This is a genomic window from Zobellia uliginosa, assembly GCF_018860745.1.
GTDB lineage: Bacteria > Bacteroidota > Bacteroidia > Flavobacteriales > Flavobacteriaceae > Zobellia > Zobellia uliginosa_B.
The window spans coordinates 642838-661638 of the sequence record NZ_JAHKPY010000002.1 but is presented as its reverse complement, the minus strand read 5'-3'; the positions used below and the strand labels follow the sequence as shown (position 1 = coordinate 661638).

The window sequence follows — 18801 nt, the reverse complement described above, 5'->3', positions numbered from 1 at the left end:
ATTTTTTAATTAAAAAGAAAAGCCTAGTGCGAAGACAACACGCCCACCATCTAAACTATTAAAATATCCTATGTTAGCCGTAAAAGCTTCAGCTCCTATAAGCCAAGCTGATGCACCTACTGAATTATGCCATTTATTTGAAGTGTCATTTTCAACCCAAACCCTACCATAATCGAAACTACCGGTAAGTCCGAATCTAAAAGGTACAAGGCTGGTTCTTAACCCTCCTAAAGGAAACCTTAAATCTGTATTCTGATAAAAAGATTGTTTTCCAGTAAATCTTTCATTTCTAAATCCTCTTAAGCTCTTGATACCGCCAATAGTTGCTGCATGGTAAAATTCAAAATCATCACCGATCAATGCTTCACCTGCAATCTTGGTTGCAAAAACGATACTACCGCTTTTAGTTAATTTGTGATCTATGATCAATTGTGGTTGTATGTACGCAAAACTATTATCTGCTTCGGTATTATCTATATTCGTTTTATAACCTATGGTCAGCCCTGCATCTAACCCCAAGGTTGGAAAAGCGGCACTATTCTTATTCTTGAAATTATAAGCAGTTTCAATACCTGCATAGGTTTGTCTATCAAAAATTGTACTGGTTTCTGGTAGTTGAGCTAGAAAACGATCTTCGGTATTATCAACCTCAAAAGATTCTATTAAAGGTTTAAAATAGAAAGAACCTCCGTTAATACCTTCCCATTGTAATGACACTGCTGCTTTAAATTTACTAATTCTAATTCTATTAAAATCTAAATCGACCTCATCAGCGTCATAAAGTGTTTCATTACCAAAGCCAAAGAAATTTTCTGAAAAACTAGGACTCGTATACAAACCTTCTAAACCAAAATTCCAGTTATGAAAAATATTCGAAAACTCCCCTTTGTACGACAAATCAAAACCTGATGTACTAGTATAATATGCAGCATTAATGCTATGCTTATAAGTAAATGGATTACGTTGTAAACTATATGAAGTATGATTACTAATCACTCCTAATTTCACTCCGTCATCTGGATTGAATGCTATTATAGGTAACAATTGATTAAAATTATATTTTACTTTTTTATGATCGTAATTATTTAATTCATAGTCATTTACCAACCATTTTTTAGATCTTTTATTCACAATGGTATTCTCCTTATCCTTGTAATCATAAAGTTTTACCTTTCGTGTGTTTTTAAAGTCGTATGTATCATTTTTCTTTCCACCTACTATTTTAATTTTTATAGGATGGTCTCCCTCACCTTCTACCGTGAACGTATCTTTTCCATCCAACCCAAATAGCCAAATTTCTTTGGTAATATCATTGGAAAATGTATGATTTAAAAGACCTAAATCTTTACGGTCTATTTTTACCGTAGTCTTACCATCCGCTAATCTAGTTATGGTAAAATCATCTGCTTTTTGTGTTCCCGTAACAACTTGAAACTTGTTCAAATAGAGATAATATGCTTTTGTTATTTTTTTAAGATTATCTCTTCTACCTTTTAATTTCTGTTTAATATCATCTATGATCGGTCCTTTTATCTCATCAGGAATTGCTTCAAAAGCATTTTCAATATCAGCATCTGATAACTGGCTTTGAATATGATTGGTTTGCTTTTCCCACTCTTCCCAACCAGAAGCATGAATAAAAGTTAAATCTAAATGATAAGGAGATGATGCAAACCATTTTACACTTCTAAGGTCTTCATCATAAGTTTGCATTTTACGTAGCCCTGGTATTACTCTTGTCAGAAAACTGATTAAAGTACCGTCGTACTTTGAAAATGCTTGGTCACGATCTCTTGGTATTGGACTACAATACTCCGTACCGTCTTCATTTTTATAAAGCGCCCAACGCCATTGGTCTTCATGTCTGTCCCAATCTCCCAGAAGCATATCGAATATTCTTGCACGGATATAAGAAGACTCATCTACTACAGATTTTCCCGATCTGTTTATTTCTTGTAAAACATCTGCAGTACTTAATATTTTCAACGGTTTTCCAAAACTTTCAGCTTCTACTTGAGTATCGCCTACATGCTCTTCAATCATATACAATTCACCACCAAACTCATCATTATAAACGCCTAATGTTTCTTGTTTAGGAATGTAGTATAAAATAGGATTGGTATGATTGACACCAACTGCATTAGATAACCCACCTACAACAAAAGGAGTATATGGATTTGAAGTCGTATAAAAATCGGCTAAAAATTTATCTACGGTTGTACCATCTAAAACATCTCCAATATAAGTTTCTTGAAAAGCATTCGCTTGTAGAAACTTTATGGTACTCTTTTTTAAGGCACGCATAACATACTGCTTACCTTCTTTATCTTCTAATCTAAGTGATTTTGATTGTTGTCCGCCTCCTCGCTTCAACGGGGTTAAACCTCCCATTAAAGTATCTAAGAAAACTACTGGTACGTTAACTTCTTTACCATAGAATTCTCTGTAATGATCACCCCAAAGCGCTTTATAGAATCCGCTTTTTGTTGCAGCTTCTTTCGAATAAATAGCCGCTGATTTTTTAGCTCCTAGATTTTTATCGAAGTTGTATACTTGTAAATCTTCAGTTTCGCTTTTTAGTACAGTAGTCTTAAAAACTTCATTAAAAGAACCATTATCTAAAGCGTAATAATTTGCCTTTACACTGCCGGCGGTAGTAACATCTAGGCGAACATAACCTTTTTTGGCAATAGAAAAATCATCTGGTTCACCATGTTTAACGGATTCGATTTTACCCGCAGCACCGCTTGTAATTTGAGGAACACTACCATTAATATATTGCAAATTTTTACCTTGACCCGACAAGAAAATAACGTTGTCTGCACCTCTAGCTATTGTTTTCAACCTGTTTCTAAGCGTTCTGTACTGCTTGTTTTGAAATTCTTGAGTAGAGAAGCCACCGATACTACTAAAAAAACCCTGCCTACTATTTGTTTTTATGGGGTGATATAATGCAACAAATACGATTTTACCTTGTGCTTTTTTAATTCGATTTTCAAATTCTAAAAAGAACAAGTTCCTATTTTGAATCTCAGAATCTTCATTGATATAAATATGATTGTCCCAGTTTTCTAAGAACCATTGAGAATCTACCGTAATCAATTCTACGTTTTCTCCCAAATCTTGATGCTTAATAGGTTCAGCGTCATCAGGAGAAAATTTTGCTTTACTGTTTTTCTGTATATATTTTTCAATATCAGAAACACCTTTATGACCTTTTGTCCATTCTTTATTACCAGATATGAAAATGACATCATTACCCAGTTTAGACATAATTGACAACTGCTTATCTAATGACTTTTCTACTTCAGTCTTCGGTGCTGCATTTCCTAATAACAAAACTGTAGGTTTCTTAGCTAACTGCGATTCTTTTGAAATCTCAGAAAGAACCTCTGTATTTGTAGTATCCCAAGTGTTACCAGTAATAAAAATAGACTGCTCTATTTCTTGAGAAAAAACGGTACTTGTAAATAATCCTAAAGAAAATATTAGGAGAAAACGGGAGAACTTTTTCATTATAGTTGGTTTATTTAAACGTGTCTTTATTTAGTTATATGAATTTCTTAGAATATGATATACATTTAGAATCGTAGTCAATGACCTTATCTTTTCGCATTATGCTTAATACATTATTTACTGTCTGCCTAGAGGTATTGGTCAAGTTGGCAATGTCTTTATGAGAGAGTAGGTTTTTTGCCACTACCCTATCATTTTCTATTTCACCAAACTCCTCTATAAAAGCTTTTATAAATTCAGAGATTCTCGTTTTACTGTCCTTATATAAAAGGTCTTGTAGTCTTGTTTCTAATTTTCTGATACGAAGACCATATATTTTTAACAGACCATTTTTTAAAGACTTATATTCTTCCATTAAGCCTTCCATCATGTCAGATTCGATATAACAGATTACCACGTCTTCTAAAGCAAGGGCTACTTCTTTAGACGAGTTATCCTTATCATAAATAGATAGCTCACCAAAAATATTACCCTTTTTAACGACGTACTTTACAATGTCATTTTCAGAGTCCATGATTTTAACAGAACCATTTTTTAAAAAGAAAATGCATTTTTTATCTCTTGCCCCTATCTCAATGATGCTGCCTTTGTCTACATGATCCATCTCTAGAAAATCACAAAGTTTCATCATAGAAGGCATTCCTAATTTTTGAAAAAGGCTAAATCCTTCTAAGAACCAGTATTTCGTAATTGCTTTCAATATCTATTTTTAATAAAAACCAATATTACTGATTATCAACAGTATGCAAAAACTATAAAACTCACAGAGTTACTTTAGACGACAGTTGAGTAGATTTTAGTAGTTATAAATGCAAAAAATACTTTGATAAATAGTTTTTCTATTTTTTTTATAATTGGTTGGTTCTATACTAAGTCGAATTAAGATCTAAATCTTTCATAATTATTTTAACAATTATCTAAAAAGAGCATTTTCTTTCAAAATAACATGTGTATAGAATTCTATATAAAAGGCGTAATTTGCACCCCCAAATAATGAATACATACAATTAGAATTTTATATATATGACGAAAGAACATGAAGTTTTTATGCGCCGCGCCATTGAAATGGCAGCAAAGGGAATGAACTCTAATGCAGGTGGCCCTTTTGGTGCCGTAGTTGTAAAAGATGGTGAAATAATTGCCGAAGGCCATAATAAAGTTACCTCTACGAACGACCCAACTGCTCATGCAGAAATGGTAGTGATTAGGGATGCCTGTAAAAAACTAAATGATTTTCAACTTACGGACTGCATTATTTACACCTCTTGTGAGCCTTGCCCTATGTGCTTTGGTGCCATTTATTGGGCAAGACCAAAAGCTGTGTATTACGGTTGCGATAAAGCAGATGCAAAAGCTATTGATTTTGATGATCAGTTCATTTATGATGAATTAGAGGTGGAAATGAAAGACAGACAAATTCACTTTAAACAAATGCTACAAACCGAAGCTGTTGAAGTCTTTAATAATTGGGCAGCTAAACATGATAAGACCAAGTATTAAACCTTAAGAGTCAACTATTCTTATGAGTATATATTTGTAAAGCTGTTACTGATAAACTGTTTTGAGCTAAAAAAAACGTGATAGTATAATTATTCCTATCACGTTAGTTTTAAAGAGGAATGCAATTCTCTGCACTCTTAGTTTAATGGTTATTTTGCTCTTCTAATTAAGATAGCCCAGTCTTGCTGTTTTTTATCTGGAGACTTCCCTAAATCTACAATTGCCCCACCAGATACTTTTTTGACTTTAGATTTTCTTAGGTCTCCTCCTTTTTTTGGATTAAACCAAAGCACTTCAAATTCACCTGAAGCATTTGATAAATCTAGTGTAGACGTAGCAACAGAATTCAGATACACTACATATACTTCGTTTTCTTTTGCCAAGCAGTACACTGTATTTTTATTCTTCGTATTACCAACAAGGTCATTTCTATTTTCAGTTTCCCAAAACGGAACATCATTCTTTTTAAAGAAATCCATAGCGTGTATGGCTTGGTCCCAAAACAGGTCTCTTGAACGGTAATCTTCACAAGAAAGGTCTGAATGAGGATGTGCATATCCAAAATACCATTCATTACCCCATCCGCCTGCCATAAAAGTACCCCATAAGGCATTTCTACGCGCATTATCGTGATCAGGGTTTTCTGCATCCGTAATTAGCGAATGTTGCGCATCACCCGGCTCATCTACCGCAACGGCCCATTGGAAACCTGCTTCTTTAGAAGCATTCAACCAACGCAATACTTGTCCATGCACTCGACTAAAATCTTCTTTATTTGTCTGAACCGATGGTCCTGTAAGTCCGCTTTCAGGTCCTAACAAATCCTCAAACTCAACACCATTGTGGATAACCAAATGATGGTGATACGGGTCGTTCTTTTTAAAGTACGTTGTCATTGCCAAACGCTGTTCCTCTTCTTGTGGAGGTGTTGTTGGATTAGTTACCCATTCCCCATTTTCTTCGCAAAGATTCCAGTTCAAGGCTAAATGGTGCCCAAAACGAGCCATTAGTTCACGGTAGTATAATTTGGTATATGCTCCTACTCCTCCGTTATCTAAAAGCCCTTGATTCTCTACTTCAAACATTTTAAAATGAAGAAAAAGACCGAGTTCCTGAGCATGTTCGAATATAATTTCCCATTGGTCCATTTTTGAAACATCTATTCTATCATAGGTGTCATAATCCGTATACGGAAATACATTCTGGTCATCTCCTGCTATATTATTGGTCAAGAATGAAACCGAGTTCAGTCCTTTTGAAGCCAAATAATTTAAGGCACCAATAATGGCCTTACCCTTACCGTTTTTCCAAGTAGGGTCATTTTGCTTATAATCTTGTAAATGAGCTGACCAGGTTTTGACCATCTCATCTTTATGCCCATCGTCCTTAAAAGTACCGTCTAAATCTACGTACGAAAGAAAATTTTCTGGAGCATCAGGACCTTGTTTTAAGAAATACTCACCTGTTTCGGCAAATTTCAAGTAACGCTCGCCTACATATTGCAGCCTTCCTTTTGCTCTAAAATCGTTTCCGGTCTTATCTGTTTTATCTATACTGAATGAGCCAGAAGCACCATCCATATAACCTGCGCTTAAACCTGTATCAGGTTTTGTACTTACTGCCGAATAATTTCCTTTTCTAAAGTCAACATCATACGTCCACTCTCCTATTTCATCTGGAGCAAAATGTACACGCCACTTATTTCCTTGCTCAGAAGATGACTGTCCGGCATCACCATCTGCTGCATAGTAACCTGGCACCATAAATGATTTACCACTTTGTTTATGCGAAAATGTCACATTAAAGCGATAGTTCATAAACGGGTTGTAATCCGCTTCCTCAGAAGTGCTTGGGCCATCAAAAGTTAGCGTTACTTTATGCCATTTTTTTAGTTCTCCTGTAATTTGCATATTAGTCAGAGCCGCCATTTTATGCTGTAACTCTTCTAACAATTTTTTACCCGTTCCTGCTTCAACAACTACCAAACCACTCCATCGGGCGCGGCTAAACTCTTTACCATCCCTGCTCTTTGGAACTGCCTTTACCCCTATTTCATCATTTGCATTCAGCTTAATATTAGCGTATACTTTTACATACTCTAAACCTTCCTCAAACATGTTACTGCTTAATGGAGTTCTAAAATCCTTAAAGGTTTCAGCATTCTTTTTTAACGTGTATACAGAACGACCATCGTTTTCTCCAACCGTAAATAACACCACGTCATATTCGCCTTCTGCCCCATCAAAAGAAAGGGAAGCTTCTGCCTCCTCATGCTCCTCTGGGTTTATAGCCAACCATTTTTTATCATTATAAAAAGCATTCTTCGTGTTCTTAAATGTTTGTGCTGGGTAAATTTTAGCGCTTGGTCTTACTTCTTTAACCATAGCTAATAAATCTTGGTTACCATCGGTAGCAGATTCATTTGTAAGCTCAGGATGATACTTAGTGTCCTTAGTAAATATAAATTGGTCCATTTCAAAACCATCCTCACGCATACTAAATTGAATATCATGCTCACCAGCTTTATTGATATCTATGTAAATAAACCCCGGAACACCACAATGTCTTTCTTCGGTACGCTGACTGTTGCCCCACGTCCAGGCGTCCTTTCCTTCGCACCACTGCATACGCTGACCACTTTCCGGCCAATTACCATCAACACCAACATGAACACCGTTATCTTCAGATCCTGTACTATATGCACGAACCCAAACATAGTATCTTCCGGCCTCAGAAAAATTAATTTTATAATGTAAAATGCCCATTTTACCAGCTTCATTGGAGAAATTTTCACCAACTATCAATTTATCATCATGATTGGTACGTGTATCCGGTAAAATTTCAATGTATTTTTCACCATTAGCACCCTTGAAATGTAAATCATGTCCGGAACTATTTAAACTCCCGCTGTAAGCCGCATCTATAACATACCACTTGCGCTTATCCGAATGGCTTTGTTCATAGAAATCCTCAGCTTCCACTACTACCGTACCGTTTTGTTCTGTATTACTTTTGGATTGATTTGCTTGCGTCTGAAAAAAACTTAAAGACAAAGCAATTAAGAAGTAGCTCTTTGAAATTAACTTCCATTTTTGATGTTTCATTAGTGTTCTTTTTTCTGTTTGTTGATGTTGAGATATTGATTGCCTATACGAGACAATTTCTTGATTGTTTTGGTGATAACCAGTACCTTTGATATATAGGATTTAAGTTCATTATACTAAGTTGTTGTAATAGTTAAAATTTATTGTGAAATTAAACAGTTAAATACCAAAATTTAATTGTGCAAAGTTTGCGCATTATTTTGATAATCTTGTTTATTCAATATAAATGAGAACTAAATCATACAATAATAAGGAATAAATTGATAATATATCACATTAATAATGCGCAAATTTGCGCAAAAATTTTACACATCACTATATCATTTGTTTTAATAATAGGTTCTTTTACCACATACTATTAATAGCCAATTGTTTCTATAAAACTTTTGTTTTGAACCTATTGGACTATGTGCGTTTTAACAAAACTCGGAATTTGAAAAACACCCTGTCTTACATATTATTATTTCTTTCATTATCGGTTAGCGCACAACATACCTTTACAAAGACTTTAAAGTTAATGGGAAGCAGGTTTGATATAACCGTAGTTGCCAAAGATTCCGTTGAGGGAAATTCCACTATAAAATTGGCAGCACAAGAAATCTCGCGGATTGAAACTCTAATCTCTTCCTGGCAGACTACTTCAGAGACGTCCTTAATTAATGTAAATGCCGGTAAGAAACCTGTTCAGGTCTCTAAAGAACTTTTTAACCTTATCGAAAGGGCTATCCGACTTTCCGAACTCACTGATGGTGCTTTTGATATTAGCTATGCTTCAATGGATAAAATCTGGGTATTTGATGGCAGTATGACCCAAATGCCAAGTGCGGAAGCCATTCAATCGTCCGTGGCGAAAGTCGGTTTTAAAAATATTATTTTAGATATAGAAGATAATACTGTTTTTCTAAAGAAGAACGGGATGAAGATTGGTTTTGGTGGTATCGGAAAAGGATACGCTGCCGACAAAGCCAAAGCACTGCTAATGAAAAAAGGTGTTGCTGCAGGCATAATAAATGCTTCCGGTGATATGAACACCTGGGGCAAACAACCTAATGGCGAAGCTTGGAAAGTTGCTATAACCAACCCTATGGATAAGAATAAGGTTTTTGCCTTGCTTCCTATTACACAAGGTGCGGTTGTTACCTCTGGTGATTATGAAAGATTCGTGAACCTAGACGGAAAAAGGTACACACATATTATTGATCCGCGTACCGGATTTCCATCCACAGGCATCATAAGTGTTACAGTTTTTGCTCCAAAAGCCGAATTGGCAGATGCTTTGGCTACTTCTGTTTTTGTAATGGGCAAAGAGGTTGGCTTAAATAGAGTTAACCAAATGCCACATATTGAATGTATCATTATTGATGACAAAGGAAATATATTCACATCCAAGAATATAGAAATAGAAAAACTATGATAAAAAGGTTTTTAATAGCAATAGGTCTTACCATAGCAATGAATAGCTGCGTGGTAGTTAAAGAATACGAAAAAGTAAACCTTAGCGACCCTGATATGGCTTTGTCCGACAAAAAGTGCGACCGTAATGTTACCATCGCTCATTCTTATCGCGAGGCAGCAGTTGGTGCCAATGGAGGAAAAACGGGAGGCGGTTGCGGCTGTAATTAAGTTAAGTGATAACACATAGAGGAATTATGATTTCAATTAAAAATACACTTCTCATTATCTTAATACTAGGCGTGCAGCAAGCCTGGTCACAGGATGAAGAGCAGACCTACAAAAAACGTGTGCTTGAAACTACAGAAGTAGATTTCTTGACAAGTTATTACTCACAGGATGGTGATAACGCTGCTGTTACCGGCGGAAAAGGTACGGAAGAATTGACGGATGTTACGGGAACTATTATCGTTTCTATTCCTTTGAACGATGATGATGTACTTACGATAGATGCAGGCGTTTCTGCTTATACCTCTGCTTCTTCAAGTAATGTAGACCCTTTTGATAAGGGCGAAGCGGACCCATTTGTTGCAAGCTCCGGTGCATCACAATCGGATACTTGGGTAAATTTAACTGGAACTTACAGTCACAGTTCCGATGATAGGAATGACTTATGGTCAGCGAAGTTCTCCGTTTCCTCAGAGTATGATTATTTTTCTCTGGGTTTTGGAGGCAGCTACACTAAACTCTTCAATGAAAATAATACGGAGGCCAGTATTAACGCCAATGTGTATTTGGACAAGTGGACCACTCTCTACCCTTTTGAGCTCCGTCCTTTTGCAGAAAATGGAATAGGATTTTTTAGACCTGAGGAAATTACCGGAAACACCAATTACAATCCAAACTTTTCCGAACTGGACCAAACCAAACGAAATTCTTATTCATTAGGGCTAGGTCTATCGCAGATTCTACACAAAAATGTACAAGGGTTAATATCATTTGATGTTATAAATCAACAAGGGCTACTTTCAACACCGTTTCAACGCGTTTACTTCTCTGATGTTGCCGATTCTTTTATAGATAATTTTCAGCTAGCAGATGACATAGAACAACTACCTGACGGAAGATTGAAATTTGCTGTTGGAGGCCGCTTAAACTGGTACTTGAATGAAATCGTGTCGCTTAGAACGTATTACCGTTATTATTTTGATGATTGGGGTACAAACTCGCACACAGCAAGCCTTGAGGCTTCTGTAAAGTTGAGCGACAAGTTCACCTTGTACCCGTCTTACCGGTTTTACAATCAATCTGCCGCTGATTATTTCGCTCCTTATGAATCTCATTTATCAACGGAAGAATATTATACTTCAGATTATGATTTATCTAAGTATTCTGCCAATCAATTTGGATTTGGAATATCCTATACGGACATTTTCACGAAGCTTCATATCTCTAAATATGGACTAAAAAGTATTGACCTGAAGTTTTATCAGTACGACAGGGACACCACATTTAGCTCATCGATCATTACGGCAGGGGTAAAATTCGTTATGGATTAAATCTAAACCATCACCTTTTTATAACCCATAAAAAGACATAAACTATTGAATGTTACTCAATGATTTTCTAATTTGAAATAAGCATTTTATGGATTGTTGATTCCCCATCACCAGTTACTACGTGAACAACATACATTCCCGGTTTTAAAATACTTACATCTAGTTTGTAAAGTTTCTGTTCAACTTGGATAGCATCGGCTTTTTCCATTTTAACCAACATTCCATCCATGGTATAAATCGAAATATAATCCACCTCGTTTTGACCTTCCTCAAGAGAAATATGAACTTCAGTCTGCGCAGGGTTCGGATATAAACTTACCTTACTTACACTTTGCTTAGCTCTTAGACCCATATCTAAAGTTGTACCTGACTCCGTGTTGTTGGACCCCTCTCCCACTAATACTTGTTCCGTAGAATTTTTACTGCTCTGTGAACAACTAAAATCCGTTTGCCCAAAACCTGATGGAGAAGTTCCGTTTTTGGTTACGTATATTTTATCCAGTCTAGCACCCTGCTCTCTATGAGCAAAATCTATGGTATTATTTCCTTCAACCAAATTGAAAGTTATAAAAACCGACCTACGTTCCTTGTCATGTAACTGTCTCCAATTAAAACCATTTCCGCCTAAAATATAATTCCATTTTAACCAAGGTCCGTTATTCGCTCGAACCCAAAAACTATCATTATCTCCTGTGGGTGTATCCACTAGGGCATATAGCTTATAGATACCCGCTTCTACTGATAAATCAAAGCTTACATGCGATGAAACATCATTGGGTGCCGAATTAAAATTATTTCCTGAAGGTGATTGTACATACTGCCCGCCCGAGGTAGATACATCGTTCAAAACAGACCAATTTGAACCAACAACGGCACATTCGGCTTCAAGCCATATTTCATCGGTATTACTCTGTGATTGCGGTAGTACTGTAACACTTACCTCATCAAAATCAGATAGACCCTCGTCATCAGTAACGGTCAACCGAAATACGTAACTACCTGCTATGAGGTCGGTAGCGTTAAGGTTTACCATAGAACTACCGGATAAGGTTGCCATACTTGGTCCACTTTGCTGACTCCATTCAAAGGTAACCGCTCCACCGTCAGGATCACTACCCGTACCGTTCAATGCAACACTGTTAACAGGTAGGTCAATAATCTGGTCCGACCCCGCGTCTACTATAGGTTTTTCTGAGGAACCTATCCCATCTCCCAATATTTCTATAGCGTTTATAATGGGATGCCTTTGTCCTCCTACAGAACTCAAGGAAGAGAAATCTATATTAAGTATTCCGCCGCTTACGTTCACATTATAGCTCCTTATCAAAATCGCATCGGGCCCTACTTCTTTAAAGACATCAAGATTGTCCTCTACCAATTGATCTTCTATCTGAACATCAAACACGCGACTTCCAATTCCCCCTGAACCACCACCGGTGGCTCCGAACCACAGTTCAGCAAAATGTAATAGAACCGTATATTCACCATCAGCAACAGGAATATTATATTCCATTACCTGAGATCTACTAAAGCGGAAACTATTTTGAGGCTGAGACAGACCCGTTTGAGGCCTGTTCAGGATAGAACCCGTATCGAAAAACTCATCTGCGATAAACTCATTGCCATTATAGGTAGCTTGTGGACCACCCGCATTGATACGAAGTGCGAAATCACTCTCGCTTGACTCTGGCTGTACAGTAATATTCACTTCATCAAAAACTGCATCGTTCTCATCGTCGATTACAGTTAAACGGAAGGTGTAGTCTCCCGCCACTAAATTTGTGACCAGAAGATTGACTGTGTTAGCATTGGTCAATGTAGCGCTGTTGGGACCATTTTGCTGCGTCCATTGAAAAGTAACCGTACCACCATCGGGGTCGCTACCTGAACCGTTCAGGGTGATATTAGAGGTAGGTAAGTTGATATTCTGGTTCTCTCCTGCACTGACAATGGGTGACTGCCCACCACCGCTTGATTCTGCTGTAAGGGCAACCTCATCGGATGCTGTTTCGTTATCTTGGTCAGTGATTGTCAATCGAAATACGTACTTGCCTGCTAAAAGTCCTGTTGCGGAAAGGTTAGCCGTATTTTCATCGCTTAATGTTGCTGAGTTGGGGCCACTGACCTGCGTCCATAAAAATGTAACCGGACCGCCATCAGGATCATGTCCCGAACCATTAAAAGTGACGCTTGTAGTAGAAGGAAGTGTAATTGCCTGATTGTTTCCTGCCTCCGCCACAGGTGGTACCGAGGGACTTCCGCTACCAATAACTTCAATAGCGTTGATTATCGGATGCCGACTGCCTCCATCTTCAGCTAGCGAAGAAAAGTCAATATCAAGTATGCCGTCGTTTACATATACGGTATGCATCTTTACTAAAGGTTTCTCTGCTCCCACTTCGGCAAATACATCCAGGTTATCTTCTACCAACTCATTTTCCAAACGTACGTCGAACACTCTATTTCCTACTGCTCCTGCACCACCTCCCGTAGCCCCGAACCAGGTTTCGGCAAAATGTAATCTCACAGTGTACGCTCCATTGGGAACCGGCAGGTCGTAATTCATAGTTTGCGAACGGCTATAACGTATACTACGGTAAGGCTGCGATAATCCTGTTTGAGGCCTGTCAAGTGTACTTCCAGTATTAAAATATTGGTCGTCTATAAATTCTTCGCCATTAAAGGTGGACTGAAGTCCGCCGGTATTGATACGCAGTGTGAACCCTCCTTCAGTTGACTCAGGAACTACGGTAACCGTCACTTCATCAAAAGAGTTATCGTTTTCATCGTCCGTTACCGTTAATCGAAAGGTATAGGTGCCAGCCACCAAATTGGTTGCCGTTAAATCGATGGAGTTAGAATTGGTTAATGTAGCCGTGTTGGGTCCATTTTGTTGGGTCCATAGAAAAGTAACCGGCCCACCATCAGGGTCATTGCCCGAACCGCTCAAGATTAATTCAGAAGTAGGCAAGTTAATTTCCTGGTCATCACCTGCATTGACAATTGGCACACTATTAGTCACCGTACTTTTGTTCTCAAAAATCCTGGGCACGATATTATCCCATCCTATCGAAACAATATCCAAATCACCATCATTGTCTATGTCTACTACTTGTGCCCCATCGTGATGGTCAAAACCAGTACCCCCGGAATTAATAGTATGGGTAATCCAAGTACCGGAATTACAAAGGTCATTTTCGAAAGTCAGCAATCGGTTGTTTCCTTTCCACTCGCCTACCACAATATCCTCATCCCCGTCAAAGTCAATATCGGAAACTACGACACTCAAACTTCCGTTGATATCCGTAGCCAAAATACGCTTCGTCCATGGTTGTGTTGGATCTGCAGGTGCTTCAAACCAAGCGAACTCAGTCTTCTCTGATGAGCTTGTTCCCAAACTCAGTTGACCTACAACGGCATCCAAATCACCATCACCATCAAAATCGGCCAATTGGGCCCTATCGGGTGTGGTTACATATGAAATTCCAGTAGCAATCGTAGTCCAGTTACCATTACCCTCATTACGTAACCAATTGCTCGACTGGAACAGATCGAGGTCGCCGTCACCATCAATATCTCCCTTTTGTATGTCCTCCCCAAGGGAATCGGGACTAATATCCACAAGTGACCATGTCGTATTGACCGGGTCAAAGGGAACACTCAACATTTGTACGGGGGACCCCGTAGACTCCGCACCGTTCCAGTTAATTGCCATCTGATATGGGCCTCCATTTTGAAAAATGCCACCGGAAATACCCGCCAAAAAGGGCTCACTATAATTTGTGTTTCCTGCGGGAATGTTGTTATGAATAGTAAAATTGCCCGTGCCATCATTTTGCGCCCAAACCAAATCTGAACCTGTGTAAGCACCGGTTGTACCCAACATATCCATATCACCGTCATTGTCAAAATCGTGGATATGAGCTACATTATTAAATGAATTTCCAATTGTATTCCGACCCCAACTACCTGAGGCAGAACCCGGATTTTTATACCACCAAGCTCCGGTCACAATATCCTTTAGGCCATCGCCGTCCAAATCTTCCTGTGGAAGGATATAAACAGAACGATGTGGTAGTTCGCTGCTTTCCAATTCATGTACCTGCCATTGGTCTGGAAAGGGTGTATTGCCACACACATTTTGATCACTGACGTTGACCGTAACCTCGTCGAATATACCCGTAGGTACATGACCGGCCTCATAAAGCTCTAATTTTATGGTATGGTTACCAAGGCTTAGGTCATTGATGGTAATAGGACCGTAACTGTAATGCGGGCCCACCATCACATCATCTATATAATAATGCATGTGGGTACTTCCTTCAGCAATTTCCCAATTTTGTACGTTAAAAGCTATATCGAACGGTTGGTTTACCGATGCACCATTGGAAGGTGAATTAATAACTATTGTTGGTGCAATCGTAAATGCATCTGCCGGTAATATCTCAATGGCAGAAACTTTAGGATTTTCAATTACTGAAAGAAACTGAATATTAGCAACCCCGTCTGTAATCGAAACATTGTCAAAATCCTTTATCAATGCTGTTGCCGGAGTGGTCTCGGCCAAAATATCAAAATCGGTCAATACCGGATTGCCTTCTATCGTAACGTTAAAAACCCTTGACCCTGGTCCTCCAGAGACGCTACCTACACCAAAATAGAGCTCAGCAAAATGCAAACGAATATCATATGTACCGGAAATAGGTAACGATATATCATAGGAAAACGTTTGGAAACGTTCAGTCTGATAGAGCACATCGTTGGAGGTATTGGCAATAGCTATGTCATTACTAAAAAGATTCCCACCATTCGCGTTTTGATCCCCTAGAAAAGTATTGCCATCAAAAGTCAATTGCGGCCCGCCTACATTGATGCGAACAGGATCAAAAATGGATATGGGATAACTATTCGTTACAACGGCCAAACCAGCAATATTCTCAACATTGCCTATTGAAAGACTATATGTCGTACCCGCTCCCAGTTGAGAATGAGTGAGCATTACCGTTCTATTATCAGCCTGCAATACAGCATCCGTAACCGTAATGCCATTGTCTATGGAATAATTGGACAAATTTTCTGCGGAACCTTCGGTGATATATTCGGAAAATTCAACACCTAATTCAGTTGCATTAACCTGATTTACGCCTACTACCTCAGGTGGGGAATTGTCAATAGAAATCCCAGAACCTATAAACTCTATATAGTTGATATCAAAAATATTCTGCTGCCCGGGAGTGTTCTTGAAAACAAAATAGATATCGTTTTTCCCTCCTGGATCGGTGAAGGTCGATTCAACGTCGACCCAGTTATTGGTGCTTCCCGTTACTGGTATGTTAGTGGTTGCCAAAAGTGGCCCGGTAACGCCACCTGTTCTAAACTCTATAGTACCTCCAATAGCGGCGGCCGATATTCTATATCTTATTGCATCGATATTTAAAAGATTTCTATCCTCAAAAACAATATAGCCTCCATGATCAGCACGAATGGCTTCACTGCCTCCACCTGAGGCATCTGTATTTGAGATTTTAAGTACATCGCTTGCTTCTGAAAAGAACTCCGCTTCCATACGCTTCGGATAGAGTTTCAATTGATCAAAAGAAGTTAGCCCTCCTTTATCCGTATAGTTTGCATTCAGCACGTAAAAAATATCCATTTCCCCATTAGTATCGTGGGAGCCGGGATCTAGATTCAATATTTTGGGGCATCCATTAATTGTTACACCATCGTGAAAATGATTGAGGTGCCCTAAGGAGGGAACTAGAGACACATCACTACAAGCAATTCCACTTAATGTATTACCATCTTCTATATCGTTTACGGTTAGGTCGAAATCGATGTCATCGTCCCAAGCCATAAATCCGCCGTCAGGTGGTAAATTAAAAGTGAATGTGGCCGCATTGTTACCTGCATGAATCGTACTATTTTTAACCCCTATACCACCATTTCCATCGTCGACTTTAAGCTGCACATTGAAAGTCCCCGGAGAAGTGAAGGTGAATGTAGGGTTTTCTTGAGTTGAATCTATTATACCGTCGGACTGAAAATCCCAGGCATATGCTAACGGAAAATCTCCATTAGGGTCCACAGTGCCGGCACTGGAAAATTCCACACTCAATGGTAGAGAACCGCTCGTGACATTAGCATTGAGAACTACCTCCGGTGGAGAATTGGAGACTTCGCCTGTATAGTCTATGCGCAGAAGCTTTCCGGTACCGCTGTTGTCAGGGCAACAGCCTGTCCCATACGCCAAAATGTACATATGACCGTCCGGGCCAATTTCCATATCTATAAAACCATTTGAAGAGTTGGGAAAAACGGAGGGCGCTAATTGATCATTGCTTAAAATAGTACCGTTAGCGTCCATTTGTACTGCCCATATCTTACTGGTATTAAAATCGTAATAGAAAAAAACTTCATCAAACTCGACTGGAAGCCTTTGTGGATCGCTCAACGTACCATCATAGTAGTATCTTGGCCCTGCAAAATAACTTTTGTGAAAAAACTCGAGCCATGATGGCTGGGCAGGAGGCAAAGTAACAGAACCTGTATTCCATGTAGAAATGTTCTGCGGTGCGTTCTGATCATTATAATAAGGTGTACTCGCATAAGAGATTTGATACGCTTCGTTTTTACCCGAAAAATAAGGCCAGCCATAATTGCCTGCGGACTTCACCAGATTCATCTCATCCATACCCTCTGGGCCCAAAGAGCTTGACGAATTTGCATCAGGACCGACCTCTCCCCAGAAAAGCCAATCTGTATTGGTCTTATCTACAAAAATACGATATGGATTTCTGGCTCCCATGACATAAATTTCTGGTTTTCCCCCTACACCATTTGGAAAAAGGTTTCCGTTGGGTACGGTATACGTTCCGTTTGTTTGAGGAGTTATTCTAAGTATTTTTCCACGGTAATCGTTGGTATTAGAAGAGCTTTTTTCAGCGCTTTTTGTAGGGTTGGTTTCGCTTAACGCTCCATAATTGCCATGATCCGTATTGTCTCCGGTAGCTATAAATAAATTGCCTTGCGAATCAAAAGCCATATCGCCACCTGCATGAAAGCTAAATACACGCTGTACCGGCCATTCCAACAATGTCACCTCCGAATCTATATCAAGAATATCACCATTCATGGTAAAGCGGGATACGCGATTTGTAGAAGAGGAAAATACGGAATAGTGTAAATAAATATAGTCATTGTCTAGAAAATTGGGGTCGAAAGCGATACCCAACAAGCCATCTTCAAACTCATGAAATACAGGGAGAACGCCCGCCGTGACCGATAGCTGCGTGTCCGTATGATAGATTTTAACCTCACCGAAACGATCAAGTATAAAAATCCGACCGTCCGGTGCAAACTGCATCGTTGTTGCATTCGAAAGACCTGTTAACAGCTCAACTTTTTGAAAATCGGTCGGTAGTTGAGCTTTTAGCTCTTTTGTTCCCAACAGCAAGAACAAGAGTAATACACTATTAATAATATGACGGAATCGAAAATGGTATATACTAGTTTTTTTTACAATTGGGACTTTCTGGTAAAAGATGCTAATTTTTCTCATGGTTTGGTCTGGCAAAAATAATTTAGGTGCTTTCGCTCGTACGGGAAAAGCCGTGTTGGTAATTTTAAATGATTTGTTGGGGGGATAGAATAAAAATAAAATATTTTCTCGCGCTTTGCAGACATAAACCACGATAATCGTCTAACTAACAGTACTTAACGACGAACGGTGC

General features: G+C 38.6%; 8 protein-coding genes. 4 read left to right on the top strand and 4 right to left on the bottom strand.

Annotated elements, in window-relative coordinates:
• Positions 1-9: 9 nt before the first annotated feature.
• Both KO521_RS03115 and KO521_RS03110 read right to left on the bottom strand, forming a co-directional pair.
• A complete protein-coding gene (locus KO521_RS03115) occupies positions 10-3516 on the bottom strand; it encodes an outer membrane protein assembly factor (protein ID WP_215938436.1) in 3507 nt (1168 codons plus the stop codon).
• 34 nt (positions 3517-3550) lie between these two features.
• A complete protein-coding gene (locus KO521_RS03110; protein WP_215938435.1) occupies positions 3551-4216 on the bottom strand; it encodes a Crp/Fnr family transcriptional regulator in 666 nt (221 codons plus the stop codon).
• Between the two features lie 323 nt (positions 4217-4539).
• Here KO521_RS03110 and KO521_RS03105 point away from each other — a divergent pair, with 323 nt between their 5' ends.
• Positions 4540-5016, top strand: coding sequence for a nucleoside deaminase (locus KO521_RS03105; protein ID WP_215938434.1), 477 nt, complete (start codon positions 4540-4542; stop codon positions 5014-5016).
• 149 nt (positions 5017-5165) lie between these two features.
• Here the strand turns inward: KO521_RS03105 and KO521_RS03100 are convergent, their stop codons facing one another.
• On the bottom strand, positions 5166-8120 hold the full coding sequence (locus KO521_RS03100) for a DUF5060 domain-containing protein (RefSeq protein WP_215938433.1): 2955 nt from the start codon (positions 8118-8120) through the stop codon (positions 5166-5168).
• Between the two features lie 433 nt (positions 8121-8553).
• On the opposite strand from KO521_RS03100, the gene KO521_RS03095 reads away from it, so the two are divergent.
• The 3 genes from KO521_RS03095 to KO521_RS03085 are packed head-to-tail and all read left to right on the top strand — an operon-like array spanning position 8554 to position 11071.
• On the top strand, positions 8554-9534 hold the full coding sequence (locus KO521_RS03095) for an FAD:protein FMN transferase (protein ID WP_252729834.1): 981 nt from the start codon (positions 8554-8556) through the stop codon (positions 9532-9534).
• Positions 9531-9743: a DUF4266 domain-containing protein gene (locus KO521_RS03090; RefSeq protein ID WP_215938432.1), complete on the top strand. Its 213-nt coding sequence runs from the start codon at positions 9531-9533 to the stop codon at positions 9741-9743. The genes KO521_RS03095 and KO521_RS03090 overlap by 4 nt, the downstream gene beginning before the upstream one ends.
• 26 nt (positions 9744-9769) lie before the next feature.
• On the top strand, positions 9770-11071 hold the full coding sequence (locus KO521_RS03085) for a DUF3570 domain-containing protein (RefSeq protein ID WP_215938431.1): 1302 nt from the start codon (positions 9770-9772) through the stop codon (positions 11069-11071).
• Positions 11072-11138: 67 nt separating this feature from the next.
• Here the strand turns inward: KO521_RS03085 and KO521_RS03080 are convergent, their stop codons facing one another.
• Positions 11139-18629, bottom strand: coding sequence for a PKD domain-containing protein (locus KO521_RS03080; RefSeq protein WP_215938430.1), 7491 nt, complete (start codon positions 18627-18629; stop codon positions 11139-11141).
• Positions 18630-18801: the final 172 nt, after the last annotated feature.